This is a genomic window from Streptococcus sp. STC1396, from assembly GCF_058933875.1.
Genome location: NZ_JBZYCU010000004.1, coordinates 39,063 through 61,806 on the forward strand (window position 1 = coordinate 39,063; position 22,744 = coordinate 61,806).

The window sequence follows — 22,744 nt, forward strand, 5'->3', positions numbered from 1 at the left end:
AACACAGGAAAAACGACTAATTATTTTATCGGTCAAATATGCAGATAAAAGCTGTTCAGGTCAGCTTGGTATCTTAATTTTAAAGGAGAAAAACAAATGAAAATGAAGAAATTGCTTTGTTCATTGGTAGCAGGAGCTGCAGTGCTTACGTTAGCAGCTTGTGGAGGTGGCGGCTCAGATAAAGCGGCTAGCTCTGGTGACAAATCTGGCAAGACAGAAATTACTTGGTGGGCATTCCCAGTCTTTACTCAAGAAAATGCCAGCGATGGTGTGGGAACTTATGAAAAATCCATCATTGAAGCATTTGAAAAAGCAAATCCAGACATTCATGTCAACTTGGAAACAATTGACTTCAAGTCAGGTCCAGAAAAAATTACGACAGCTATCGAAGCTGGAACAGCACCAGACGTACTCTTCGATGCACCAGGCCGGATTATTCAATACGGTAAAAACGGTAAGTTGGCAGACTTGAACGACCTCTTCACAGATGATTTCGTCAAAGATGTTAACAACGACAACATTATCCAAGCCAGCAAGGCTGGAGACAAAGCTTATATGTATCCAATCAGCTCTGCTCCATTCTACATGGCAATGAATAAGAAAATGTTGGAAGATGCAGGTGTTCTCAACCTAGTTAAAGAAGGATGGACAACAGCTGACTTTGAAAAAGTCTTGAAAGCGCTTAAAGACAAAGGCTATACACCTGGCTCTCTCTTCAGTAACGGTCAAGGTGGTGACCAAGGAACTCGTGCTTTCATCGCTAACCTCTATGGTGGATCTGTTACAGATGAAAAAGTAACTAAATATACAACTGATGATCCGAAATTTGTCAAAGGTCTTGAAAAAGCAGTGAGCTGGATCAACGATGGCCTCATGATGAATGGTTCTCAATACGATGGCGGAGCAGACATCCAAAACTTCGCTAACGGTCAAACTTCTTACACTGTTCTTTGGGCACCAGCACAAAATGGTATTCAAGCTAAATTGTTGGAAGCAAGTAAAGTAGAAGTGGTAGAAGTACCATTCCCATCAGACTCAGGCAAACCTGCTCTTGAATACCTTGTAAACGGCTTTGCAGTCTTTAACAACAAAGACGACAAGAAAGTAGAAGCAGCTAAGAAATTCGTGCAATTCATCGCTGATGACAAAGAGTGGGGTCCTAAGAACGTTGTTCGTACAGGTGCCTTCCCAGTTCGTACATCATTTGGCAAACTCTATGATGACAAACGTATGGAAACAATCAGCAGCTGGACTCAATACTACTCACCATACTACAACACCATTGACGGCTTTGCAGAAATGAGAACACTTTGGTTCCCAATGTTGCAATCTGTATCTAATGGAGATGAAAAAGTTGAACCTGCTTTGAAGACATTTACTGAAAAAGCAAACGAAACGATTACTAAAAAATAAGCAAGTTTAAAATCCGCCCCTTTTTCTGTTGTCAGTCTCTAAAAATAGAAAAAGGGGTATTTTGTTAGAAAATCTTGAAAGAGGGGTACCTCATTGTGAAAGTCAATAAAATCAGAATGAAAGAAACCCTAGTATCATATGCGTTTTTAGCTCCAATTCTGGTATTCTTTACAGTATTTGTTTTAGCGCCTATGATAATGGGATTTATCACTAGTTTCTTTAACTATACAATGACTTCATTTACATTCGTTGGTTTTGATAACTATATTCGGATGTTCAATGATCCAGTTTTTGTGAAGTCGCTCATTAATACAGTCATTATTGTAATCGGCTCTGTGCCGGTAGTTGTGCTCTTCTCTTTGTTTGTAGCTTCACAGACCTATGAGATGAATGCTGTTTCTCGCTCCTTTTACCGTTTTGTCTTCTTCCTGCCAGTTGTTACAGGTAGTGTTGCCGTGACGGTTGTGTGGAAGTGGATCTATGATCCCCTGTCTGGTATTTTGAACTTTGTTTTGAAATCTGGTCACATCATCAACCAAAACATTTCTTGGTTGGGAGACAAACAGTGGGCCTTGGCTGCTATCATCGTTATTTTGCTGACAACATCTGTCGGTCAGCCAATCATTCTCTATATTGCAGCTATGGGAAATATCGACAACTCTCTAGTGGAGGCTGCGCGTGTGGATGGGGCGACAGAGATGCAAGTCTTTTGGAAAATCAAATGGCCGAGCCTTTTGCCAACAACGCTCTATATCGCTATCATCACAACTATTAACTCATTCCAATGTTTCGCCTTGATTCAGCTGTTGACATCAGGTGGACCAAACTATTCAACTAGTACGCTTATGTACTATCTATATGAAAAAGCCTTCAAGCTATCTGAATATGGCTATGCAAACACCATGGGAGTCTTTCTGGCGATTATGATTGCGATTATCAGTTTCGCCCAGTTCAAGATCCTCGGTAATGATGTGGAATATTAAAGAAAGGAGCAGGAATATGAAACCCAAAAAATTTAATTCATTTAAAGTGTTCTCATCTGTGATTTTAGCACTTTTGACCGTGCTCTTTGTCTTTCCATTCTACTGGATTCTGACTGGAGCTTTTAAATCTCAGCCAGATACAATTATGATTCCGCCTCAATGGTGGCCACAAAATCCGACAGCAGAAAACTTCCAGCAATTAGCCGTTCAAAATCCAGCTTTGCAGTGGATGTGGAACAGTGTCTTCATTTCGCTGGCGACCATGTTCTTGGTGTGCGCGACGTCATCTTTAGCTGGTTACGTTTTGGCTAAGAAACGCTTTTACGGGCAACGGATTCTCTTTGCCATCTTTATCGCAGCTATGGCCTTGCCTAAGCAGGTTGTCCTAGTACCTCTAGTGCGGATTGTCAATTTCATGGGAATCCACGATACCCTTTGGGCAGTGATTTTACCTTTAGTTGGCTGGCCTTTCGGGGTCTTCCTTATGAAGCAGTTTAGTGAAAATATCCCGACAGAGCTTCTGGAATCAGCTAAGATCGACGGTTGTGGTGAAATCCGGACCTTCTGGAGTGTAGCCTTTCCTATCGTCAAACCAGGCTTTGCTGCTCTGGCTATCTTCACCTTTATCAACACTTGGAATGACTACTTCATGCAGCTCGTAATGCTGACCTCGCGGAACAATCTGACGATTTCGTTAGGGGTTGCGACTATGCAGGCTGAGATGGCAACCAACTACGGTCTGATTATGGCCGGTGCGGCTTTGGCGGCGGTGCCAATCGTAGCAGTCTTCCTCATCTTCCAAAAATCCTTCACCCAAGGGATTACTATGGGAGCTGTCAAAGGATAAGGCACTCAATAGAGGAAATAAAACTATGATTTTTGATGATTTAAAAAATGTAACTCGGTACAAGGGCCTTCATCCGAATCTGGATAAAGCGATTGATTATCTCTATGAGCACCGCAAAGACAGTTTTGACTTGGGACGCTATGAAGTGGATGGAGATAAGGTCTTTCTCTTGGTTCAGGAAAACACGCTTAATCAAGAGACCAATGATCAATTTGAATATCATAAAAAATATGCAGATTTTCATCTGTTAGTAGCAGGGCATGAATATTCTGTCTATGGTAGCCAGATGGTCGATGAGGCAGTGGCTTTTGATGAAGAGGCAGATATCGGCTTTGTTCATTGTCAAAATCGTTATCCTCTCTTGTTGGGTTACCATAATTTTGCGATTTTCTTTCCAGGAGAGGCCCATCAGCCAAATGGCTATGCGGGTCTGGAAGAAAATGTCAGAAAGTATCTTTTTAAAGTTTTAATAGACTAGCCCTAGGTTAGCGAGATTTTTGAGTGTGCCAGGCTGGCAGAGAAAGGAGAAACTTATGTCAGATAAAGGAACAGGACTCATCAGAGCTATATTTGATACGGATAATTTTTTCATGCAAATCTGTGAGAAAATCCTGGATTTGATAACGGTCAATCTTCTCTTTCTCTTGTCTTGTCTGCCCTTGGTGACCATTGGGATTGCCAAGATCAGCCTCTATCAAACACTTTTTGAAATCAAGGGAAACCGTCGAGTAAAAGTAATCAGAACTTACACTCGAATCTTTCGAGAAAATTGGAAGCAAGGACTCAAACTGGGCTTGCTGGAATTGGCTTTAGTCGGCTTCAGTCTCTTTGACCTCCTGCTTTTTCGGACGCAGGAAGCCCTGTCTTTCCAAGTTTTAAAGGCGGTTTGTTTTGGAATGATTATTTTTACAATCCTGCTTTCTCTTTGCGTTTATCCCTTGGCTGGTAAATTTCTCATGTCTTTTAGAGACGTTTTACAGACCAGCCTAGTGATTGTAAGTCTGAATTTCCCTTGGTTCTTTGTCATGATGGCACTTATAGCCGCGATCCTTGTCATCATCTATAGTTCAGGCTTTGTGTTGCTGTTAGGATTTTCTCTCTTTGCCTTTATCGGCTTTGCAGGTCTGGCTTTTTTGCAGCTTCCTATTTTGGAAAAAATCTTCGCTAAATACAGCAGTCTATAATCTACAATTAGTACATTTGGAGAAAATTTGAAAATGAAAGATTTAAAGAAATATCACGGTGTCATACCGGCTTTTTATGCCTGTTATGACGAGGAGGGTGAAATCAGCCCGGAGCGGACTCGCGCTTTGGTGGAGTATTTCATCGACAAGGGCGTGCAAGGTCTCTATGTCAACGGCTCGTCAGGCGAATGTATCTACCAGAGCGTGGCCGACAGAAAAGTAATTTTGGAAGAAGTAATGAAAGTTGCTAAGGGCAAACTGACCATCATTGCTCACGTAGCCTGCAATAATACTAAAGACAGTATCGAGTTGGCCAAACACGCTGAAGCTCTAGGAGTTGATGCCATTGCGGCTATTCCGCCGATTTATTTCCGTCTGCCAGAATACTCTGTCGCTCAGTACTGGAATGATATCAGTGCGGCTGCCCCACATACCGATTTTGTGATTTATAATATTCCGCAATTGGCTGGTGCAGCGCTAACTCCGAGTCTTTATAAGGAAATGCTGAAAAATGAGCGCGTGATTGGGGTGAAAAATTCCTCTATGCCAGTTCAGGATATCCAGACTTTTGCAACACTTGGAGGCAGTGACCATTTGGTCTTTAACGGTCCAGATGAGCAGTTCTTGGGCGGTCGTCTCATGGGAGCAGCAGCAGGAATTGGTGGTACCTACGGGGCTATGCCAGAACTCTTCCTCAAGCTTAATCAACTGATTGCAGACAAGGAACTAGAAAGAGCCAAAGAGTTGCAGTTTGCCATTAACGACATTATCGGCAAGCTAACCAGTGCTCACGGCAATATGTATGCTGTTATCAAAGAGGTTCTCAAGCTCAACGAAGACCTGAATATTGGATCTGTCCGTGCTCCTTTGACGCCAGTCGTAGAAGCAGACCGTCCAGTCGTAGAAGCAGCAGCGGCCTTGATCTGTGAGACCAAGGAGCGCTTCCTCTAAAAAGAAAGAAGGATGCTTATGGGAAATTATGTTACGATTGATATTGGCGGTACCAATATCAAATACGGCCTGATAGACGACAAAGAAACGCTAGTAGAAGCCCATGAAATACCTACGGAAGCCCATAAGGGCGGACCAGAGATTATGCGTAAGGTTCAAAAGATAGTTGCTGATTATGCGCAGGCTGGTTCGATTGAGGGGATTTGTATCTCCTCAGCTGGAATGGTTGACCCAGACAAGGGAGAAATCTTTTACGCTGGCCCTCAGATTCCTAATTATGCTGGGACGCAATTTAAGAAGGTCTTGGAGGAGGAATTTTCCATTCCTTGCGAGATTGAGAACGACGTCAACTGTGCCGGTCTGGCTGAGGTCATGTCTGGCCATGGTAAAGGAGCAAAAATTGCTGTCTGTCTGACGATTGGGACAGGGATTGGAGGCTGTCTAGTAGCGGATGGTCAAGTTTTTCACGGCTTTAGCAACTCAGCCTGCGAAGTAGGCTATCTGCACCTGCCGGACGGAGCCTTTCAGGATGTGGCTTCGACCACAGCCTTGGTCCAATATGTCGCTGACTTGCACGGAGATGATCCCTCTCTCTGGAATGGTCGCAGGATTTTCAAAGAAGCGACCGAGGGCAATACCTTCTGTATCAAAGGAATTGACCGCATGGTAGGCTATCTGGGGCAGGGCATTGCCAATATCTGCTATGTCGTCAATCCGGAAATCGTCATCTTGGGAGGTGGTATCATGGGACAAGAGGCCATCCTCCGACCTCGTATCCAAGCGGCTCTCAAGGATGCTCTGGTGCCGAGCATAGCTGAGAAGACCAAACTAGCCTTTGCCTATCACCAAAATACGGCAGGCATGTTTGGGGCCTACTACCACTTTAAAAATAAACATCAGTAATCCAAGTAAACCTGAGGAGTGACCTCAGGTTTCTTGTGTTTTAGTAATGCTTCTTCCATCGACAGTTAGACGACTTTCAAGTGGCTGGGGTGAGTTGGGTCTGGTTCAGATTTTAAGGAGTTACATAGGAAACCAGTACAACCAGAATCTTACTCTAAGCCAGTTTAGTCATTGTTTAGAGTAAGGCTGTAAAGAACATGCAAAAAATCCAACAGGGTTCTGCTGGATTTTATTGATGTCTGCGGTAATACCCATTGAGTTTGTGGTTTTCCCAGTAACTGTTGAAGATTTTTTCCTTTCTCTCGCGGTCAATTTCCAGGAAAAAGGCGTAAAGTATGTCAATCATCAGCAACATGGGAAATTGAGCTGAGATGCGTTGGATAAACTGCGGTTTGCTTTGAATAGCAACGCTAATGATTTCGGAAAATTCATTTTTGACTTTCTGAGGTTGGCCAGTCACTAGAACTGTTTGGGCTCCCATCTTTTGAGCATCAATCAGACTGTCAATGATAGACAGCGTCTGACCGGAAAGAGAAAATCCGATAACTAGACAGTTCTTATCTAGGATGCTGCTGGTCCAAGCAAAACCATCTGGGTCAGTCAAGGCCTCACAGACGACTCCTAACCGCATAAAGCGCAGCTTCATATCGCGAGCGACTAGACCAGAGCTGCCTGTACCAAAGAAATAAACACGATCGGCTTCCTCAATCAGTTGAGCTACTCGTTGTAGCTTCCCTTCGTCGACCAATTCTTCGGTTTGCTGGCGGATTTGTGCATAGCTGCGTAAAATGTGGCGAGATAGATCATGTTGTAGATTTTCGACTTTCTCTTCATGGCCCTGCAACTGGTGAAGGTATTGGAAGTTAAATTCCCGATAGCCCTTAAACCCGCATTTTTTAGCAAAGCGGGTCAAGGCTGCTTGTGAAATGTGCAGAGTGTGAGTTACCTGAAGAGAAGACAAGTCGTCGTAGACACTGTTAGGGTTCAGGAAGTAGTTGGCAATTCGTTTTTCTAAGTCCGTCATACTATCAAAAGAGCTTTCAATTATCGTTAAGATATTTTGATTATTTTCCATAGTTGTTACTTTCTTCGCTAATAATATTATAGGATAAATGTTTTACAGAACATATCTCCATTATAACATAGCTCCGTAAGAATAAAGTAATGCAGAACTGGAAAATACTAGGGGAAGTAGTGTTTATCTGCGCCTCATTCTTTCACAGGTTCTCATTAATAAACTTCCTTGAATCCTATCTTCAGTAGACAAGCAAAACAACGGCAAGACCACGACGAATAGCTTGAAAAGTGTTATAATTTACACAGGAAGAATTCACAGCTGTTTTGGGAAATGAAAGAGATAGTGAAATCAATGGCAAATGCGCATCTTGAAAAAATGCAGCTTCCAATTCTTTCAAATATTTTTTGTCCAACTTGTGGAAATCAGTAGAACTATATTGTGAGGTGTTTATGAAAATGAATGAATTCGGGCAGCCCATCGGGAATGCTCTGCCGGATTTTAAGCCGGGGGAATTGCCCAACCTGGAGCGTATAGAAGGGCGGTATGCTGTCGTTGAGCGTCTGTCCGAGGACAAGCATGGAGCGGATTTATATGAATTGTACGGTCCAGATTCGCCTGCTGATATGTGGACCTATCTCTTTCAAAATCCTGTTCAAAGTCAGGATGAGTGGTCGGCCTTGCTAGATCAGATGCTGGCAGCTCCAGATCGTTTTTACTATGCCATTGTGGACAAGGAGAGTGGCAAGGCGCTGGGAACTTTCGCTTTAATGAGGATTGACCGAGGCAACCGTGTCATTGAGGTGGGGTCTGTGACCTATTCGCCCAAGCTGAAGCGCACCAGACTGGCTACTGAAGCCCAGTACTTGCTGGCGCGCTATGTCTTTGAAGAGTTGGAGTATCGCCGCTACGAATGGAAATGCGATGCACTCAATCAGCCTTCAAGGCGCGCAGCAGAAAGGCTTGGTTTTACCTACGAGGGCACTTTTCGTCAGGCAGTTGTTTATAAGGGGCGCAACCGAGACACTGACTGGCTGTCCATGATTGACAGCGATTGGCCTGCCGTCAAGAGTCGCCTGGAGAAATGGCTGAACCCAGACAATTTCGATGAAAATAGGCAACAAATAAAAGCCTTGTCTGAGTTTTAAAATAAGAAGCAGTAATCCTTGCTGTAGACCGAGCTAAGAAGGATTTCTAACTCGCGGCAAGAATCAAAATACTACTCTTCAAAAAACAAATTCAAACCATCATGTTTGTATTGCTTTGTCGTACTTTTAATACTTCCTTGCAGAAGTTTCAGCTACAATCTCAAAACGGTGTTTTAAACTATCTGCGGCTAGCTTCCTAGTTTGCTCTTTGATTTTTGTTGAGTAGCAACAAAAATCTCTCAAGAATGAAGGAAGATTGTGAGTCAAGGAAAGATTATCAACATTTTTGGTTTTCTGGTGTCGGCATCAAGGATGCAGGAAGCGAATATTCAGGACGTCAGCTGGAGCGGTGATTTGGCTCCGATTGGTAAAATCGAGAAAACCCGTCGTTAGACTATTTCTGACCTCAAAGAAATCGCCTACTACATCAAAATGAGGCTCGAAGAAGTCGAATGGGAAAGGCTAGTTCAGATGATGAAGGTGAAGTAAGATGCCAAAGTCGTTAAAAGTTCACAACAAAAATAGGAGATATAAGATTAGCTTAGGGCTTATTTAACGGGAATGATAGGGTTCGTTGATGTAACGAAGTAAGAAAATAGTGTTCAAGAGAGGAGTCTTCTTCTCTTTTTGCTTTTTAATTTTGATAAAAAGCGAGAATTTTCTGAAAAATTTTGGTATAATGAAACGAACTACAGATAAAGGATGAGAAAGAATGACCTTAGTTTATCAATCAACACGTGATGAAAAGAATAGAGTAACAGCTAGCCGGGCGATTCTGCAAGGCTTGGCGACAGACGGCGGGCTCTTTACGCCCATTACCTATCCGCAGGTCGATTTGGACTTTGCCAAGCTCAAAGACGCTTCATATCAAGAAGTAGCTAAGCTGATTCTGTCTGCTTTTTTGGATGATTTTTCTGAAGCAGAGTTGGATCACTGTATCAACTATGCCTACGACAGCAAGTTTGATGATGCAGCCATTGCTCCCTTGGTCAAGCTGGATGGTCAGTACAATCTAGAGCTTTTCCACGGAGCGACCATTGCCTTCAAGGACATGGCTTTGTCCATCCTGCCTCACTTGATGACAACCGCAGCCAAAAAGCACGGCTTGGAAAATAAAATTGTCATTTTGACGGCGACTTCTGGCGACACAGGCAAGGCGGCTATGGCAGGTTTTGCGGACGTTCCTGGGACTGAAATCATCGTCTTTTATCCGAAAGACGGTGTCAGCAAGGTCCAAGAGCTGCAAATGACGACGCAGACAGGTGCCAATACGCACGTGGTTGCTATTGACGGGAACTTTGACGATGCCCAGACTAATGTCAAGCACATGTTCAATGACACAGACCTAAGAGCTCGTCTCTTGGAGCACAAACTCCAGTTTTCATCAGCTAACTCTATGAATATCGGCCGTTTAGTGCCTCAGATTGTCTACTATGTCTATGCTTATGCTCAGTTAGTGAAGACGGGAGAAATCACAGCAGGAGACGAGGTCAACTTTACAGTTCCGACTGGGAACTTTGGTAATATTCTAGCTGCCTACTATGCCAAGCAAATCGGTCTGCCGGTTGGCAAGCTGATCTGTGCATCGAATGAAAACAATGTCCTGACCGACTTCTTCAAGACTCAGGTTTATGATAAGAAGCGGAGCTTCAAGGTGACATCTAGTCCGTCCATGGATATTTTGGTTTCTTCTAACTTAGAGCGTCTCATTTTCCATCTTTCTGGGAACAATGCAGAGAAAACAGCTACTCTGATGGCTGCTCTCAATGAGCATGGACAGTATGAACTGACGGACTTTGACGCTAAGATTTTAGAACTCTTTGCGGCTGACTATGCGACAGAAGAAGAAACAGCAGCTGAAATCAAGCGGGTTTATCAAGTGTCCAACTATATCGAAGACCCTCATACAGCCGTTGCGTCTGCTGTCTATCAAAAATATCTGGCAGAGACAGAGGATCAGCGTAAGACGGTTATCGCGTCTACCGCTAGTCCTTATAAATTCCCAGTCGTGGCTGTTGAGGCTGTGACTGGTCAGTCAGGACTTAGTGACTTTGAGGCTTTGGACCAACTGCACGAACTTTCTGGCGTAGCCCTGCCACCAGCTGTGGACGGCTTAGAAACAGCCCCAGTGCGTCACAAAACCACAGTCGCTGCCGACCAAATGCAGGCCGCAGTCGAGGACTACTTGGGATTGTAAAAAATGCTTAAAAAGCCTAAAATCAGCTGGATATCTGGCTGATTTTTTCTTAGGACGTCCAACGAAAGAAAGTGATGTAGCTGATGCTTAAAAGGAAGAATTTTCTCTATGACGACTTATAAAAAAATCATGCATATCGCCTTGCCGGCTATGGCGGAGAACTTTTTGCAGATGCTCATGGGAATGGTCGACAGTTATCTGGTGGCCAGTCTTGGGCTGATCGCTATTTCCGGTGTCTCAGTGGCTGGCAACATCATTACGATTTATCAGGCAATTTTTATCGCGCTGGGGGCTGCTATTTCCAGTCTCATTTCCAAGACTCTGGCGCAAGGGGACAAGGAGTGTTTGGCCTATCATACAGCTGAGGCTATCAAGCTGACGCTGCTATTAAGCTTTCTCTTAGGTCTGCTTTCTCTGCTCTTTGGCAGGCAGATGCTGGATCTTCTGGGGACAGAAAAGGCGGTGGCTGAGGCGGGCGGCCTTTATCTGGCTTTGGTTGGCGGGACCATTGTCCTGCTAGGCTTGATGACTTCCTTTGGAGCTCTGGTTCGGGTTATGCGCAATCCAAGAGTTCCCATGTATGTCAGTCTTCTGACCAACGTCCTCAATGCCCTCTTTTCCGGTCTGGGGATTTACGTCTTTCAGCTAGGCATTGTCGGTGTAGCGCTGGGAACGGTGCTAGCTCGGTTGGTCGGTGTGCTGATTCTCTGGCGGGAGCTGGATTTGTCCACAATTCGCTGGAGCTGGGGCTTAGATGGAGAGCTCTTGCGTCTGTCTCTACCGGCTGCTGGAGAGCGGCTCATGATGCGGGCGGGTGATGTAGTAATCATCGCCATTGTGGTTACCTTTGGGACGGATGCAGTAGCAGGGAATGCCATTGGTGAAGTTCTGACTCAGTTTAACTACATGCCAGCCTTCGGGGTCGCGACAGCAACGGTCATGCTGGCAGCCCATGCGGTTGGCGAGGGAGATATGCAAGCGGTCGGTCGGATTCGTCAGCGGAGTTTTTGGCTGTCTTTTGCTTGCATGCTGCCCTTGGCTTTAGGGATTTTCGCCCTTGGTCGGCCGCTAACCTTGCTTTATACGGACAATAGCGGAGCTCTTGCAGCCAGTCTTTTAGTCATATTCTTTTCCTTGCTGGGCACTCCCATGACAGTAGGAACTGTGATTTACACAGCGATTTGGCAGGGGCTGGGCAATGCTAAGCTTCCCTTTTATGCTACGACGATGGGCATGTGGCTGATTCGGGTTATCGCTGGCTATTTGCTGGGAGTGACTTGTGGCTGGGGGCTGGCTGGAGTTTGGGTCGGCACCCTTTTGGACAATGGCTTCCGCTGGCTGCTTTTAAAAACCTTATATCATAGAAAAATGAGGAAAATCACATGACAACAACTTTTATTTGGGATTTGGACGGCACCTTGCTGGACTCCTACGATGCTATTTTGGCGGGAATTGAGGAAACCTATGCTCACTATGATTTGGACTTCGACAGGGCTAGTATTCACAGCTATATCCTAAAGCACTCTGTCCAGAAGCTCTTGGAGGAAGTGGCATCTGAGAAAGGTCTGGACGCTGCCGAGATGAATGTCTTTCGTGGAGCAAGTCTAAAGGAAAAGAATGCTCAGGTTCATCTGATGGAAGGAGCGGCAGAGATTCTGGCCTGGGGTGAGGAGCAGGGCATTGCCCAGTTCGTCTATACCCACAAGGGACTCAATGCTCATCAAATCCTGAAAGACTTGGGAATTCATAACTATTTTACAGAAATCATCACAACTGCCAACGGTTTTGAACGCAAGCCCCACCCAGAGGGTGTTGACTATTTAGTTGAGAAATATGGTCTAGACAAGCAGAAGACTTACTATATCGGCGACCGGACGCTGGATGTGGATGTTGCTGTTAACAGTGGCATCCAGAGCATTAACTTCTGTGACTACCGACCGGAAATCAATCAGAAAATAGAGAAGTTGATGGATATCAAGCAATTGTTTACAAGATAAAAAGCAGACTAAAACTGATCTACTGTCAGTCTAGCCTGCTTTTTCTTTTACATATTTTCGATATGTAGCTCTAGTAAGAACTCAAGCGCCTCGGGAGTACAGTTCTTTTTTTCTATAGGAATGCCGACATTTGGCCCCAACATGATATAAAAATCATCCTTGGTATTAAAAACTTTGACGATATCATCATAGCTATAAAGAAACTCTCCTCGTTTACTTTTCACAGAAAAGTTATCTTTCTCAAATATAAGAGTTTGCTCCATATCCTTCCAGAAAGGAGTTTTTTGATAGGCTTTCTTTATCTGAAAGTCCGTACCAAAGTACATTACTGGGAATATAATCAAAGATGTAAATAGCACGGTAAAGAAAGAAAAGCGCCTCAGGTTTTCAGGTAGGAAGGTTAGATAGAGAGCCAGGATTCCTATAAAGATGAGAATATTTAGTAAAAATCCTTTTCCACGTATGAAAACAGACCATGCAAATCGTTGATAGACTTCCTCAGTCACAAGAGTTGGAATGGTTATTGGGAACATCTTTTACCTCCTAGTTTTTATTATTATACCATAGAAGAGCGATAAGATATAGCTGCCCCTTACTAGGCGATACGAGGCAAGGGAGGTTTCTTTTAGAGAAGGCGAGAGATATTCCCATTTTTATCTAAAACCAGTACATCTGGCATACTTAGGCTGCGCCAGAAGTCATAATCAATGCTGGAGTCAAATGCGCTCAGCAAGATGCAAATCAGATTGCCGTGGGAACTGATGATAATTTCTTCGTTTTGATGTTTGCTTTCTAGCTCATGAAGAAGAGCTAAGGCACGCTGTTGAGCTTGTTGATTGGACTCACCATCAACAAGTGAAAATGTTGGTTGTGACCAAAGTCGCCTGAGGCGCTTTTCAAAGTCTTGATCCGTAATTACTTGGCTGCTTAGTTTTCGCTCTACTAAGCGCTTGTCGGTTTGAATGGAGAGTTTAAGGCTTTGAGCCAAAGGCTCAACCGTTTGGATGGCTCTTTGATAGTGGCTGGAATAAATGGCGGTAATGGGTTTGTCTGCTAAAAATTCAAGTTGTGCTAAGGATTCTTGTCCCTTGTCTGATAATGGTCGGTTGATTTCATCAGGTGTATAGTTAGAATGCGCATGGCGGATAAAATAGTAGGTATTGTTCATAAGATGATTATAGCAAAATTTAAATCTCAATTCATTTTCTACCTATTTTCCACGCCACCTTTTCTGTCTTTGTCTGCCTTTCGTGTTATAATAACCACTCCTCACTGAGCAGTCTATTAGTTAAAAGGTTGCGAGCGAATTTTCTTTCACTCGTTTCATAATTCTCCGATAAATCGGTAGTGAAGTTCAACCGTCACTTGGCGATTCTTACCACGCCCCGTTGGCTGATGGACGATGATTTTGTCGATTAGCTCATTCACTAACTGAGTCGTCAAGGTTTCAAGGTTCGTGTATCGGCGAATGGTTTGCATAAATTTGTCGACATTTTCCTTGGATTCAGTTTGGCTAATCAAAACCTCTTGAAGCTTTACAATTTGCTGGTTGAGTTCAGCTTGCTCGCTCTCGTAACTATCTGCCAGTTTTCGAAATCGATCGTCGCTAATTTCGTCCAGCAGTTGCTTTTCATAGAGTTTTTGAATAATAGTATCCAACTCCTTCGAACGCTTTTTGAAACGAGATAACTGTTTACGAAGCCTATCTTGTTTCTTAATCTCTCGAATATCAAAGCGAGATTTCAGCTTTTTAAGAAGCTGTTTCTCGTCAAAATGAATAGCTGAGATTAGTTGCTGGAGGTCTCTCAAAACCAATTCCTCTAGAACTTCTTTCCGAAGATAATGTGAACCCGAACAGGTATCACCAGCCCGACGGTGGTGGTAACACTTATAGTGGTCAAGATTGATGTCGTCTTTCTGTTGTGGGCAAAAACTAAGCTTGTGTCCATTCTCGCAGAAGACTAAACCTGCAAATAGATTTTCGTGACCAGGCTTGTCTTTCCAATTGTATCGCTGACTGACTCGCTTATGACCGAGCATTTTTCGAACCATTTCGAAATCTTCTTTCGAAATAAGTGCTTCGTGAGCGTTTGGAAAAATCAGCCAATCTTCTCGAGGGCGTAGTTTACAATTCCGTTGTTTATAGGAAATCTTTGCTGTTTTCAGATTGATGGTTGCCCCAGTGTATTCCTCCTTTTCGAGCATCTGGTAAATCATCTGATTTTTCCAGTAAAAAGGGTCTGTTTCAATAATCCGATAATTCGAAAGCCCTAACTTTTTCTTGTAATTAGCAGGGGTCAAAATCTTGTCTTTCCGAAGTCTGCGAGCAATCTCCATTAACGATATTCCTGCTAAATATTCCCTAAATACTCGCTTCACAATCTGGCTGGCGTAGTCGTCAACCAACCACTCTTTAGGGTTGTCTGGATTCTTAAGATAACCATATGGTGCGATCCAGCTGATTTTCTCGCCAGTTTTCGCCTTGGTGTGTTTAGACAACTTAATTTTCTCGCTACATTGAAGCGAATACCAGTTGTTAAACAGGGACACCAAAGGTGCAAGATAGGCGTCTTGGCTGTTGCGTTTGTTGCTATCTAAGTTTTCGTTCAAGGAGATGAAGCGGATATTTTTTGATGGAAAAGTGAGTTCAGTTAACTGCCCAGTTAAGAGATAATCTCGGCTAAGACGGCTCAAGTCTTTAACAACAACCGCTTGAATTTTACCAGCCTCAATCAAATTCATCATTAGTTGAAAATCTGGTCGCTGAGCGTTCGAACCTGAAAATCCATCGTCTACGAAGAAGAATGGGCTTGGCAAATTTTCACGCAAGGATACTTGGGCGAGGATTTGTTTCTGATTGGAAATCGAATTACTCTCGCCCTCGTTAGCATCTTCAGCGGATAAACGGCAATAGAGTGCGGTTATCTTATCTGGCAGACTATCCAAATTCTGCGTTTTGATGTCTTTAATTGTCAATGTACTTTTGTTCATAGTGTGCTCCTTTCGATTCACCTATAACCCACTGACAGGATAACTCTGTTGGGTAAGGAAGTCCAGTTAATAAACTGATTTTAGCAGATAAAGTTTATATTTTATGATAGAATGAAGTTAGTAAAATTTGTGAGGTGATGATGTGTTTGACCTTAGTTTTTTAGCTCAAGAACCAATAGTAAGTATTGCTGGAAGCTCCGTAGTGACCGCCACCATCAATTTTTTGGGATATTATTATGGAGAGCGACTTCAGTTTAATAAAATGAAGCAGGAGTTGATTATGGAAAAACTCAACGACCCTAAAAGTATCATTCCTGCAGTTGTTATTGCTCGATGTAAAAACATCAAAGAAATTGCTCAAATAGCTGATAGCTTAGACGATTCTTCTCGAACAAGCCCTGTTGAGTTTTCATCTGAATGGTTCACTCGTTTCTTCGATTCTGCTTCACTGGTCTCAGATAGGGATATGCAAACTATTTGGGCAAAAATACTTAATGGTGAAACCGAAGAAAAAGGGAGATATTCTTTTAGATTCATTGAATCGATGAGGTTATTGAGCAAAGTTGAAGCAGAAATTTTCCTCAAAATTTCCAAACTAGCCGTTCAAACGCCTTTGGGAGGAATTCATATTATTTCTCCCGAGAATGAAGAGATGTTGGAAATTTATAGACAATATGATATTGATGAAGAAGAATTATTGCTTCTTGAAGAATGTGGTTTAATTAATATGGGCGTAGAGGCAACGCACGAGCTTGAATTAGAGAGAGATTTAAGCGGATTTTTCAATGACCAATATTTTGTAAACTTTAGTATCAATCCTGAAAGCAAAATTGAAACATTTGAATTTCATAGCTACTCTCTTACTAGATTTGGAAGTCAGTTATATGAATTGATTGAAGAGACTACTAGCGCTGATTTTATTTTAGATTTAGCCAAAACTCTTAAATCACAGCTAGATGGAGAAATGATTGTTTCTGTTCACAACTATACATTAGAGGAAGGGATTGACGGCAGAATAAGCATGTCACTAGACACTGATAGTGTAATTTAACAAAAATGAGCCCTAAACAGGACTCACAAACCATTTAATTCTTTGATTTGACGGTTTAATTTCTCGACCTGTTTGATGTTTTTAGTTTTGGCAAATTTCACTAAAGTCTCATCTGGAAGTTGGATCTCTCCATTACATCCTCTGCTGTAAAGTTCACTAAATTCCTTAATAACCTCATTCCTATATTTTTCTCGGGATTCAGTTTTTAATTTGTAGTGAAATTTGATAGCATCCATCTGTTTAATAAAAATATGAGTTAGTTTTATCAATAGTCGCATCCGTTTTTCCTCCTAAAAATAAGAAAAACGAAGTAGAACAGTTACAAGCACAGGTCTGTAAGGTTCTACTTCGTTTTATAAGTTATTGAAATTATAACATAAAAATGTATATTTTCAATACTTTTATAGTTCAAATGTTGTTCCGCAGAAGTAGCTTTTCGATGGTTTTCTCGAGATTATCTTTTCCTGTAAACTTTCGCAAAATCACAACTGTTGCTTTCCCAATTTTAAGTTTCTGTTCTTGCATCATCTCGTCCTCCTTGTATAAACTCTGGAAATTCGTCCAGTGTTAGCACTTCAAAAAGCTCCCAATAAGCGTCTAAGTTTTCCTTGATGCGGTTCAAAATGGCCAGCTTGCGTTTTTCATCTGGCACAATCCAAACCACTAGAGGAAATATGTCATTTTCTCGTTGCTCGATACCAGTGTTGAAGTAGGCGATGTATTGCTTACATTTCGAAATCACTCTGCCGAGGTGTTCCGTGGCATTGTCCGCCTCGAAAAAGTAGGTGTCCTCGAAATTCTCAATAGTTACTCTCGCAAATGCATCAGGTTTGAGCGTGAAATGTGAAAACAAGGTCGCAAAACTTCGCCAACATTTAGGTTCAAAGAAAAAGGTTTCAAGCAGAATTTTGCCATCCAAGTGAAGTGCGGTCAGTTCCACGAATAACTGCGTCACAAATAGCTGATGCTTGAGGTGGTTTTGGCTTGGTTCATAACGATTTTTCAGCTTGAGCTTGACGCTTGGTTCAACTTCTCGAAGCTCTTTAATCCCTTTATGTGTGATATGCCAAACATAGGAACCGCTCCCAGCTCGCATGCCACCAATTCGTCGATTAAGATGGTGGATAAGTCCAAGATTCGTCAATTTCTTAGTTAGAAGATTGGCTCGCCTCGTGGCGGTTTTGGGTTTATTTTCCCTGAAATAGAGTTCCACTAATTGCTTAGTTGTGGCATAGCGACAGCGGTTGAGTAGGTTTAGCACCTCATAATCTCGTTTAGTTAATCTCATCTGTCGCCTCCTTTTTTCGTCTTCCAATTCTTGAAGCTTGTTTCTTGGTTGTTTCGAAAGAAATGTCTTCATTTAAGTCAGAGCCGTATCTTTTGAAGCTTTCGCCATAAATCTCATCTTTCTGTCGAAAGGCTGGGGGTGTAGGTAAGGTTTTGGCAGATAACCACTTGAAGGTGTTTTTCACGATTGGCACTCTGGCATAAACCTGAAATGGAGGCAGTTTGTAGAAATCTTCTGCGGATAGTTCAGGCACAAGTTCAGCCATTTCCTTTGCCTCGTCCATTGATAGCCCAAAAATAATCTGGTTGTGGCAGTTGGCGTAAATGGCGTGGCGGAGTTGTTTAGGTAACTGTTTCGAAAACTGATTTGCCAAAATATAGCCAACGCCAAGGCTTCGAGACATGGATAATGCATCGTCTAATGGAACAGGGAGCTTCAGATAATCTGCCACTTCGTCAATATAGATGAAAACTGGCTTTCGAACGGTTTCCTTGGCTCTTAGAAGCGTTAGTTGATACAAGCAGCCCAGTAGGATAGCTCCAATGAATTTGGCGTTTTCTGCCCCTATTAAACCTTTATTAAGTGGTATAAGTAAAATCCGTGACTTGTCAAAAATATCTTTCAGGGAGAAGTTGCCTGAAGATTTGCCGAGAATAGCTCTTAGGGCTGGACGAAGCAAAATCCCTCGAAACTTATTGAGAACAGGCGAAATCATGGTTTGGCGAGCAGAGTCGCTTAAAGTATCATAACCTTGCCAAAAATCCAGCAAGAATGGGTCTGAAATACTCTTCAAAAGTTCGTGCCGAAAGGCTTTGTTAGTTAAGAGATTCGGTAAGTCAAGGAGTATCGAGCCGTCCACTTTTGCCAAAGTATGGAGGCTGTGGCTAAGAATATCCTGCGTGTAAACTCCCCAAGACTCTTCGAAAATCTCCTGAAAAACACCGAGAAGCATATCTGCCACCAACTCGGCTGGCACGCCGAATCTGACCAAATCAAATGGGTTTATCGAAACTGCTTGTCCAGTTTGGCTTGGGTCTAAAATGACCACGTTCTCGTCTCGCTCTTTAGGTAGTCTCTCTAAAATATCCGAGACCAGTGTCGCCTTTGGGTCGATAACCACAGCGGAGCGGTTTTCTCGTGCGTCGGCTAAAATCAGGTTAAGTATGGCGGTGGATTTTCCACTTCCAGTTCCACCCAAAAGCCACGTATGCGACAAGGCTTCTCGTGCTGGAATACCGACAAATCTCGGAGATTTGTCGAGACTATAACCGAAAAGGCGTTTGGTGTTTTGCGAAAATCCAATTGATGGTAAAATGGTTTTAGGCGACAGAGATGACACGCCTGCGTATTGAGCATCGCCAGCTGGTAGACAAAAGAGGCTGGCGAGTTCAATGCTTGAAAGAATCGTCTGGAAGTGCCACGGCAGATGCCCGTGGTTTAGTTTTTCTGTCGAAGTTGGTTTGGCAGAAAATCTTGCTCCAGCACGCTCTAAAATCCGAAGTGAAGCCAAAACACTTTTCAAAATTTGAATTTCTCGTGCTTTATTGCCAGCTCGAATACCAAGACGTAAGCTAACCTGAAACTGACTATAATGAAGTTTTTCTCGTATCAAAGCCTTACTATCCGACGAAAGTGGTGGAATATTGCCAGTCACTTTTTGCCAAATAGTGGCGTCTGGATTACCGAGGTCTTTGAGAATTGGCTTGGGTGAGGAAGATTTGCCAATAACTAACTGAAGAACAATTTCTTCATTTCTTTTTAGTGTGCCAGTTTGTGATAAGAAACATCGAATCACGTTTTCTGTCTCTTTAGTTTTAAGGGCATAGTGGTGCTTCGAAAGAGTGACGTCATAGGTGGAAGTGACTTTACTTCGTTTGGTTTTTTCGAAACGAACGGTGTTGTGCGAAGCCATCATCTCGGTTAAAAATGGCATATCCAGTGGGTCAGCTCCGATAAGGTGTTTGGCTTTTTCTTGTATTAAACGAATTTCCCAAATAAAGGGCTGCCGACGAGAATAGCCGTTGAGTTGCATCGTGAAGTTACAGACAGACTCAAATTTGAAAGGTCTCGTCCAGTCCATACTTTGCCATGATAAATGCGTTTGTCTTTTCATACTACCTCCAATCTTGATGATGTTTGATGAAAATAATGGTAATGTAAAATCCCAAGGCAAGCAATGAGCCAACTACAAGCTCTAACCAAATATCCGCAAGCAGTTTGACAGCATAGTTGACTAATATCGCTAAAAGACAGGATCCGATAATGTAACTTGTTAGTTTTTTCATTCATCTTGTCCTGCCTTTCGAAAATCTCGAGCATTTTTTGAATACTCTGGCACTGGGTAGTTGGGAATCATAACGTCGCTTTTGATTTCATTTCCCCAAACACTCCAGTTTTTATCTGACGGCACAGAACGCCGAGCGAAAAGCTCCAAGTAGTCTCCGTCTGAACAGCGTTCAATGATGGCGTATTGTTCTTCAGGTTTATGCGAATGGTCTTGGACTGGAAACATACCCCAGTTCATTTGCCCTTTGAACTTGATGGGAGCTTTACCTCGTGTCGCAAAAATGACTTGTTCGGTGCAGTTTCGAAGGTAATTACCGAGACCAAGCCGAGGTTTCACCCAAGTAAAAATGGATTTTGGCTCGAAGCCCCAAGCTCGCGCAACGTCGAAAGATTGTTCAAGGACGGCTGGATATGTCCAGAGCCAGAGATGGGCATCGTCTTCGGCGAGGTCGGCAACTGGTATTTTTTTGATGTCTTCCACGGCCATCAATTTATAGTGCTTGATAGCTCCGTGAGTTCCTTTTTGAGCTACGTCCCAAGGTGGGTCGGCAAGAATAGTCTTGAACTTTTTCGGGGAGTGTTGATTGATAGTATGTTGATGTTTTGTCATTTTGAAATCCTTTCTGTCTGGTGTGACGCTCTGACTTTACCTTAAATCTTGCCAAAATCAAACCATAAGCAAAAACAGCTTTCAGAGCGATGCGAAAGTCAAGAACAGAGGTCAGGCGGAGCTTTTCCGCCTGACTTGTTCGCTGTTGTGAGAAATATAACAAACTGTCTTAAAAGTTCCTTCTTTCGTGGTTGAGGGTTTCTAATAGCTTCTTCTGAGCCACCAGAAAATCCTCGTTGATAGCTTGGCGAGTTTCGAGAAATTCTACCAAAGCAAGTTCTTCTTCGGTAAAAAGCTCTGAAGTCTCAGCCTTTGGCTTTTCTTCCTCTTCATCATCTAAGGCAACGAGAGTCATCCCTAGAACACACAGAGCCGAAAGCGCCATAAGGGCAATTAAATTCCAGTCCATAGAAGCCTCCTACTTGAAACGACGAGCCGAAGCGTAAGTGAATGTCTTGATAATAAAGTCCACTCGCTCCTGAGCTTGAGGATTATGAGCTAATATCTGAACTTCCAACTCCGAAAGCGTGGTAACTTTATTCAAGATATCTTGAGCCAAGATTTCGTTCGCTTGAATAACTGCCATATCTTGGTTGAGTTGGCGAGCGATTGCCATTTTCTGCGGACTAAGGGCGGAGGACCGTAAAACTTCAGGTGTTTGCGATTTTTGTGGTAGATGTGACATGATTGGTCTCCTTTTGATATAATTGGGTTAGCTAACTTGATTACAGTATATCAAGTTTGAAAGTCTAAATTTTGCCAAAGTTTTGCGATTTTATTGCGAAAAAAGGAGAGCGTTCATGTTTACACTTCAAAATTTACTTCACTTGCTAGAAAAAGAAAAACGTGGCTGGAAAAATCCAACCACGATGACAAAAGCTATTTTGATGGCACTTATCGACTTCAATTATCAAAGTGATATTGCTTCGAAAATATTTTCTGGTGTTAATCAGGGGAGGAATATCTTTTTTGAAATAGAGGACGTGATTTCTGATGAGGGGTTCGAAGCATATCTTTCTGGCGCTGAATCAAGACTTCGCAGCCAAAACTTTCGTGAAGGCAATTTTGACACCCAGAAGATGATTGAGATGACTTACCAACTCCTGAAAGAATCTACTAATTTGAGTCAAGATATTTACCAAGGCTTGCTTCATTCTTATGCAAAAAATAAAGAGAAACGACCGTATTTGTTCTTAGTGGAATGCTTTTACTATGCCTTAGCTTGTCGTCACAATAATACTGTGAACTATAAAACCGCAAATATTTTTGAAGTTAAATATCCTCAAGCCTTGCCAGCTTGGGATAGAGATTTAGATGGCACCTTACTTGAAGAAACTCTTTCGCCTAAATTTTGGGCAACCATTGAGCAGATGACCGTCAAAGAAATTGCCGTTTTCAAAACCGTGGCAAAGTTGGTGATTATCGATGAAGATGAGGAATATTACCTTTACGCCCCTATTACTGATGCAGAAATTCAACTTTATAAAGAGTTTGGTGTCGGCAATGCGGAATTTCTTTTAATGGAGGAGTTTGGGCTTATCAATATTGGAGCAAGGGTAGCTAACCCCGTTTCAGTTGAGGAGGAGCTAGCTGGTTTCCAAAATGATAATCTTGTTTTTGCGTTCAAAACAGATAGGGAACCATTTGATATTACTTATAGGAGTTATAAGTTTACAACCGTTGGCTTGAAACTTTTGGACATTTTAGAGATTGAAACGGATAATACTTTCTTTGAGCAGTTAGCTAAACTTTTTGTTCAACAACATACCCATTTGCCGATTGATTTCTATCTCGCTCCAGTTGAGGTAATGGAGGATGCGGAAAATATGGAGGAGTTGGAAGAATATCGGTTGAGGTAGTTCTAAACGTTTCATTCCTTT

At 42.6% G+C, this 22,744-nt stretch carries 24 protein-coding genes and 1 pseudogene; 14 read left to right on the plus strand and 11 right to left on the minus strand.

Features of this window, described 5'->3' with window-relative positions; translation table 11 throughout:
• The first annotated feature begins 96 nt into the window (after nucleotides 1-96).
• The 7 genes from AC5FEC_RS02340 to AC5FEC_RS02370 all read left to right on the plus strand — a co-directional run bounded on the left by AC5FEC_RS02340 (nucleotide 97) and on the right by AC5FEC_RS02370 (nucleotide 6,281).
• Entirely contained in the window at nucleotides 97-1,413 is a 1,317-nt protein-coding gene (locus AC5FEC_RS02340) for an ABC transporter substrate-binding protein (protein ID WP_493661184.1), read from the plus strand.
• 95 nt (nucleotides 1,414-1,508) lie between these two features.
• Complete coding sequence (locus AC5FEC_RS02345) at nucleotides 1,509-2,396, plus strand: carbohydrate ABC transporter permease (protein WP_037616474.1); 888 nt, start codon at nucleotides 1,509-1,511, stop codon at nucleotides 2,394-2,396.
• A gap of 16 nt (nucleotides 2,397-2,412) precedes the next feature.
• Entirely contained in the window at nucleotides 2,413-3,243 is an 831-nt protein-coding gene (locus tag AC5FEC_RS02350) for a carbohydrate ABC transporter permease (protein WP_493661185.1), read from the plus strand.
• A 25-nt stretch (nucleotides 3,244-3,268) separates the two neighbouring features.
• A complete protein-coding gene (locus tag AC5FEC_RS02355) occupies nucleotides 3,269-3,721 on the plus strand; it encodes a NanQ anomerase/TabA/YiaL family protein (protein WP_217473293.1) in 453 nt (150 codons plus the stop codon).
• A 55-nt stretch (nucleotides 3,722-3,776) separates the two neighbouring features.
• On the plus strand, nucleotides 3,777-4,427 hold the full coding sequence (locus tag AC5FEC_RS02360; RefSeq protein WP_037616469.1) for a DUF624 domain-containing protein: 651 nt from the start codon (nucleotides 3,777-3,779) through the stop codon (nucleotides 4,425-4,427).
• 33 nt (nucleotides 4,428-4,460) lie between these two features.
• On the plus strand, nucleotides 4,461-5,378 hold the full coding sequence (locus AC5FEC_RS02365; RefSeq protein ID WP_493661186.1) for a dihydrodipicolinate synthase family protein: 918 nt from the start codon (nucleotides 4,461-4,463) through the stop codon (nucleotides 5,376-5,378).
• Between the two features lie 18 nt (nucleotides 5,379-5,396).
• Nucleotides 5,397-6,281: an ROK family protein gene (locus AC5FEC_RS02370; RefSeq protein ID WP_493661187.1), complete on the plus strand. Its 885-nt coding sequence runs from the start codon at nucleotides 5,397-5,399 to the stop codon at nucleotides 6,279-6,281.
• Between the two features lie 229 nt (nucleotides 6,282-6,510).
• Here AC5FEC_RS02370 and AC5FEC_RS02375 read toward each other — a convergent pair whose 3' ends face one another.
• Both AC5FEC_RS02375 and AC5FEC_RS02380 read right to left on the minus strand, forming a co-directional pair.
• Nucleotides 6,511-7,356, minus strand: coding sequence for a MurR/RpiR family transcriptional regulator (locus AC5FEC_RS02375; RefSeq protein WP_493661188.1), 846 nt, complete (start codon nucleotides 7,354-7,356; stop codon nucleotides 6,511-6,513).
• Nucleotides 7,357-7,537: 181 nt separating this feature from the next.
• On the minus strand, nucleotides 7,538-7,696 hold the full coding sequence (locus AC5FEC_RS02380; RefSeq protein WP_156956288.1) for a hypothetical protein: 159 nt from the start codon (nucleotides 7,694-7,696) through the stop codon (nucleotides 7,538-7,540).
• Between the two features lie 52 nt (nucleotides 7,697-7,748).
• On the opposite strand from AC5FEC_RS02380, the gene AC5FEC_RS02385 reads away from it, so the two are divergent.
• The 5 genes and pseudogenes from AC5FEC_RS02385 (at nucleotide 7,749) to AC5FEC_RS02405 (ending at nucleotide 12,638) form a co-directional block, all read left to right on the plus strand.
• Entirely contained in the window at nucleotides 7,749-8,444 is a 696-nt protein-coding gene (locus tag AC5FEC_RS02385; RefSeq protein WP_493661189.1) for a GNAT family N-acetyltransferase, read from the plus strand.
• A 258-nt stretch (nucleotides 8,445-8,702) separates the two neighbouring features.
• Nucleotides 8,703-8,834, plus strand: a pseudogene (locus AC5FEC_RS02390) (V-type ATP synthase subunit A); the annotation flags it as partial.
• Between the two features lie 322 nt (nucleotides 8,835-9,156).
• Nucleotides 9,157-10,641 (plus strand): threonine synthase, encoded by a 1,485-nt coding sequence (gene thrC, locus AC5FEC_RS02395; RefSeq protein WP_304948836.1) that lies wholly within the window; start codon nucleotides 9,157-9,159, stop codon nucleotides 10,639-10,641.
• Between the two features lie 108 nt (nucleotides 10,642-10,749).
• Nucleotides 10,750-12,027, plus strand: a complete 1,278-nt coding sequence (locus AC5FEC_RS02400) for an MATE family efflux transporter (protein ID WP_304948835.1) — start codon at nucleotides 10,750-10,752, stop codon at nucleotides 12,025-12,027.
• Nucleotides 12,024-12,638, plus strand: a complete 615-nt coding sequence (locus AC5FEC_RS02405; protein ID WP_304948834.1) for an HAD-IA family hydrolase — start codon at nucleotides 12,024-12,026, stop codon at nucleotides 12,636-12,638. The genes AC5FEC_RS02400 and AC5FEC_RS02405 overlap by 4 nt, the downstream gene beginning before the upstream one ends.
• Nucleotides 12,639-12,685: 47 nt before the next feature.
• On the opposite strand, the gene AC5FEC_RS02410 is transcribed toward AC5FEC_RS02405, so the two are convergent.
• From AC5FEC_RS02410 to AC5FEC_RS02420, 3 genes are all read right to left on the minus strand, one after another.
• The gene (locus AC5FEC_RS02410; protein ID WP_217473302.1) at nucleotides 12,686-13,171 is read right to left on the minus strand and encodes a YcxB family protein; all 486 of its coding nucleotides are present in this window, start codon (nucleotides 13,169-13,171) and stop codon (nucleotides 12,686-12,688) included.
• A gap of 92 nt (nucleotides 13,172-13,263) precedes the next feature.
• Nucleotides 13,264-13,806: a histidine phosphatase family protein gene (locus AC5FEC_RS02415; RefSeq protein ID WP_493661190.1), complete on the minus strand. Its 543-nt coding sequence runs from the start codon at nucleotides 13,804-13,806 to the stop codon at nucleotides 13,264-13,266.
• A 155-nt stretch (nucleotides 13,807-13,961) separates the two neighbouring features.
• The gene (locus AC5FEC_RS02420; protein ID WP_493661191.1) at nucleotides 13,962-15,629 is read right to left on the minus strand and encodes a recombinase family protein; all 1,668 of its coding nucleotides are present in this window, start codon (nucleotides 15,627-15,629) and stop codon (nucleotides 13,962-13,964) included.
• A 142-nt stretch (nucleotides 15,630-15,771) separates the two neighbouring features.
• Here AC5FEC_RS02420 and AC5FEC_RS02425 point away from each other — a divergent pair, with 142 nt between their 5' ends.
• Entirely contained in the window at nucleotides 15,772-16,680 is a 909-nt protein-coding gene (locus tag AC5FEC_RS02425) for a DUF2806 domain-containing protein (protein WP_304948831.1), read from the plus strand.
• 23 nt (nucleotides 16,681-16,703) lie between these two features.
• Here the strand turns inward: AC5FEC_RS02425 and AC5FEC_RS02430 are convergent, their stop codons facing one another.
• From AC5FEC_RS02430 to AC5FEC_RS02455, 6 genes are all read right to left on the minus strand, one after another.
• On the minus strand, nucleotides 16,704-16,958 hold the full coding sequence (locus AC5FEC_RS02430) for a hypothetical protein (RefSeq protein ID WP_493661192.1): 255 nt from the start codon (nucleotides 16,956-16,958) through the stop codon (nucleotides 16,704-16,706).
• A gap of 227 nt (nucleotides 16,959-17,185) precedes the next feature.
• The gene (locus tag AC5FEC_RS02435; protein WP_493661193.1) at nucleotides 17,186-17,968 is read right to left on the minus strand and encodes a replication-relaxation family protein; all 783 of its coding nucleotides are present in this window, start codon (nucleotides 17,966-17,968) and stop codon (nucleotides 17,186-17,188) included.
• On the minus strand, nucleotides 17,955-20,081 hold the full coding sequence (locus AC5FEC_RS02440) for a type IV secretory system conjugative DNA transfer family protein (RefSeq protein ID WP_304948828.1): 2,127 nt from the start codon (nucleotides 20,079-20,081) through the stop codon (nucleotides 17,955-17,957). Before AC5FEC_RS02440 ends, AC5FEC_RS02435 begins: the two co-directional genes overlap by 14 nt.
• Before the next feature lie 168 nt (nucleotides 20,082-20,249).
• Nucleotides 20,250-20,864, minus strand: a complete 615-nt coding sequence (locus AC5FEC_RS02445) for an MT-A70 family methyltransferase (protein ID WP_493661194.1) — start codon at nucleotides 20,862-20,864, stop codon at nucleotides 20,250-20,252.
• A gap of 169 nt (nucleotides 20,865-21,033) precedes the next feature.
• Nucleotides 21,034-21,273 carry a hypothetical protein gene (locus AC5FEC_RS02450; protein ID WP_493661195.1) on the minus strand — a complete coding sequence of 80 codons (240 nt, stop codon included), beginning with the start codon at nucleotides 21,271-21,273 and terminating at the stop codon, nucleotides 21,034-21,036.
• A gap of 9 nt (nucleotides 21,274-21,282) precedes the next feature.
• The gene (locus AC5FEC_RS02455; protein ID WP_493661196.1) at nucleotides 21,283-21,549 is read right to left on the minus strand and encodes a hypothetical protein; all 267 of its coding nucleotides are present in this window, start codon (nucleotides 21,547-21,549) and stop codon (nucleotides 21,283-21,285) included.
• Between the two features lie 115 nt (nucleotides 21,550-21,664).
• On the opposite strand from AC5FEC_RS02455, the gene AC5FEC_RS02460 reads away from it, so the two are divergent.
• Nucleotides 21,665-22,723, plus strand: a complete 1,059-nt coding sequence (locus AC5FEC_RS02460; protein WP_493661197.1) for a hypothetical protein — start codon at nucleotides 21,665-21,667, stop codon at nucleotides 22,721-22,723.
• The last annotated feature ends 21 nt before the right edge of the window (nucleotides 22,724-22,744 follow it).

Coding starts and splice junctions, on each gene's coding strand:
- AC5FEC_RS02400 (WP_304948835.1), top strand. CDS start 10,750: ATGACGACTTATAAAAAAATCATGCATATCGCCTTGCCGGCTATGGCG.
- AC5FEC_RS02350 (WP_493661185.1), top strand. CDS start 2,413: ATGAAACCCAAAAAATTTAATTCATTTAAAGTGTTCTCATCTGTGATT.
- AC5FEC_RS02365 (WP_493661186.1), top strand. CDS start 4,461: ATGAAAGATTTAAAGAAATATCACGGTGTCATACCGGCTTTTTATGCC.
- AC5FEC_RS02370 (WP_493661187.1), top strand. CDS start 5,397: ATGGGAAATTATGTTACGATTGATATTGGCGGTACCAATATCAAATAC.
- AC5FEC_RS02420 (WP_493661191.1), bottom strand. CDS start 15,629: ATGAACAAAAGTACATTGACAATTAAAGACATCAAAACGCAGAATTTG.
- AC5FEC_RS02435 (WP_493661193.1), bottom strand. CDS start 17,968: ATGAGATTAACTAAACGAGATTATGAGGTGCTAAACCTACTCAACCGC.
- AC5FEC_RS02375 (WP_493661188.1), bottom strand. CDS start 7,356: ATGGAAAATAATCAAAATATCTTAACGATAATTGAAAGCTCTTTTGAT.
- AC5FEC_RS02340 (WP_493661184.1), top strand. CDS start 97: ATGAAAATGAAGAAATTGCTTTGTTCATTGGTAGCAGGAGCTGCAGTG.
- AC5FEC_RS02450 (WP_493661195.1), bottom strand. CDS start 21,273: ATGGACTGGAATTTAATTGCCCTTATGGCGCTTTCGGCTCTGTGTGTT.
- AC5FEC_RS02355 (WP_217473293.1), top strand. CDS start 3,269: ATGATTTTTGATGATTTAAAAAATGTAACTCGGTACAAGGGCCTTCAT.
- AC5FEC_RS02430 (WP_493661192.1), bottom strand. CDS start 16,958: ATGCGACTATTGATAAAACTAACTCATATTTTTATTAAACAGATGGAT.
- AC5FEC_RS02410 (WP_217473302.1), bottom strand. CDS start 13,171: ATGTTCCCAATAACCATTCCAACTCTTGTGACTGAGGAAGTCTATCAA.
- AC5FEC_RS02440 (WP_304948828.1), bottom strand. CDS start 20,081: ATGAAAAGACAAACGCATTTATCATGGCAAAGTATGGACTGGACGAGA.
- AC5FEC_RS02460 (WP_493661197.1), top strand. CDS start 21,665: ATGTTTACACTTCAAAATTTACTTCACTTGCTAGAAAAAGAAAAACGT.
- AC5FEC_RS02455 (WP_493661196.1), bottom strand. CDS start 21,549: ATGTCACATCTACCACAAAAATCGCAAACACCTGAAGTTTTACGGTCC.
- AC5FEC_RS02360 (WP_037616469.1), top strand. CDS start 3,777: ATGTCAGATAAAGGAACAGGACTCATCAGAGCTATATTTGATACGGAT.
- AC5FEC_RS02405 (WP_304948834.1), top strand. CDS start 12,024: ATGACAACAACTTTTATTTGGGATTTGGACGGCACCTTGCTGGACTCC.
- thrC (WP_304948836.1), top strand. CDS start 9,157: ATGACCTTAGTTTATCAATCAACACGTGATGAAAAGAATAGAGTAACA.
- AC5FEC_RS02385 (WP_493661189.1), top strand. CDS start 7,749: ATGAAAATGAATGAATTCGGGCAGCCCATCGGGAATGCTCTGCCGGAT.
- AC5FEC_RS02415 (WP_493661190.1), bottom strand. CDS start 13,806: ATGAACAATACCTACTATTTTATCCGCCATGCGCATTCTAACTATACA.
- AC5FEC_RS02445 (WP_493661194.1), bottom strand. CDS start 20,864: ATGACAAAACATCAACATACTATCAATCAACACTCCCCGAAAAAGTTC.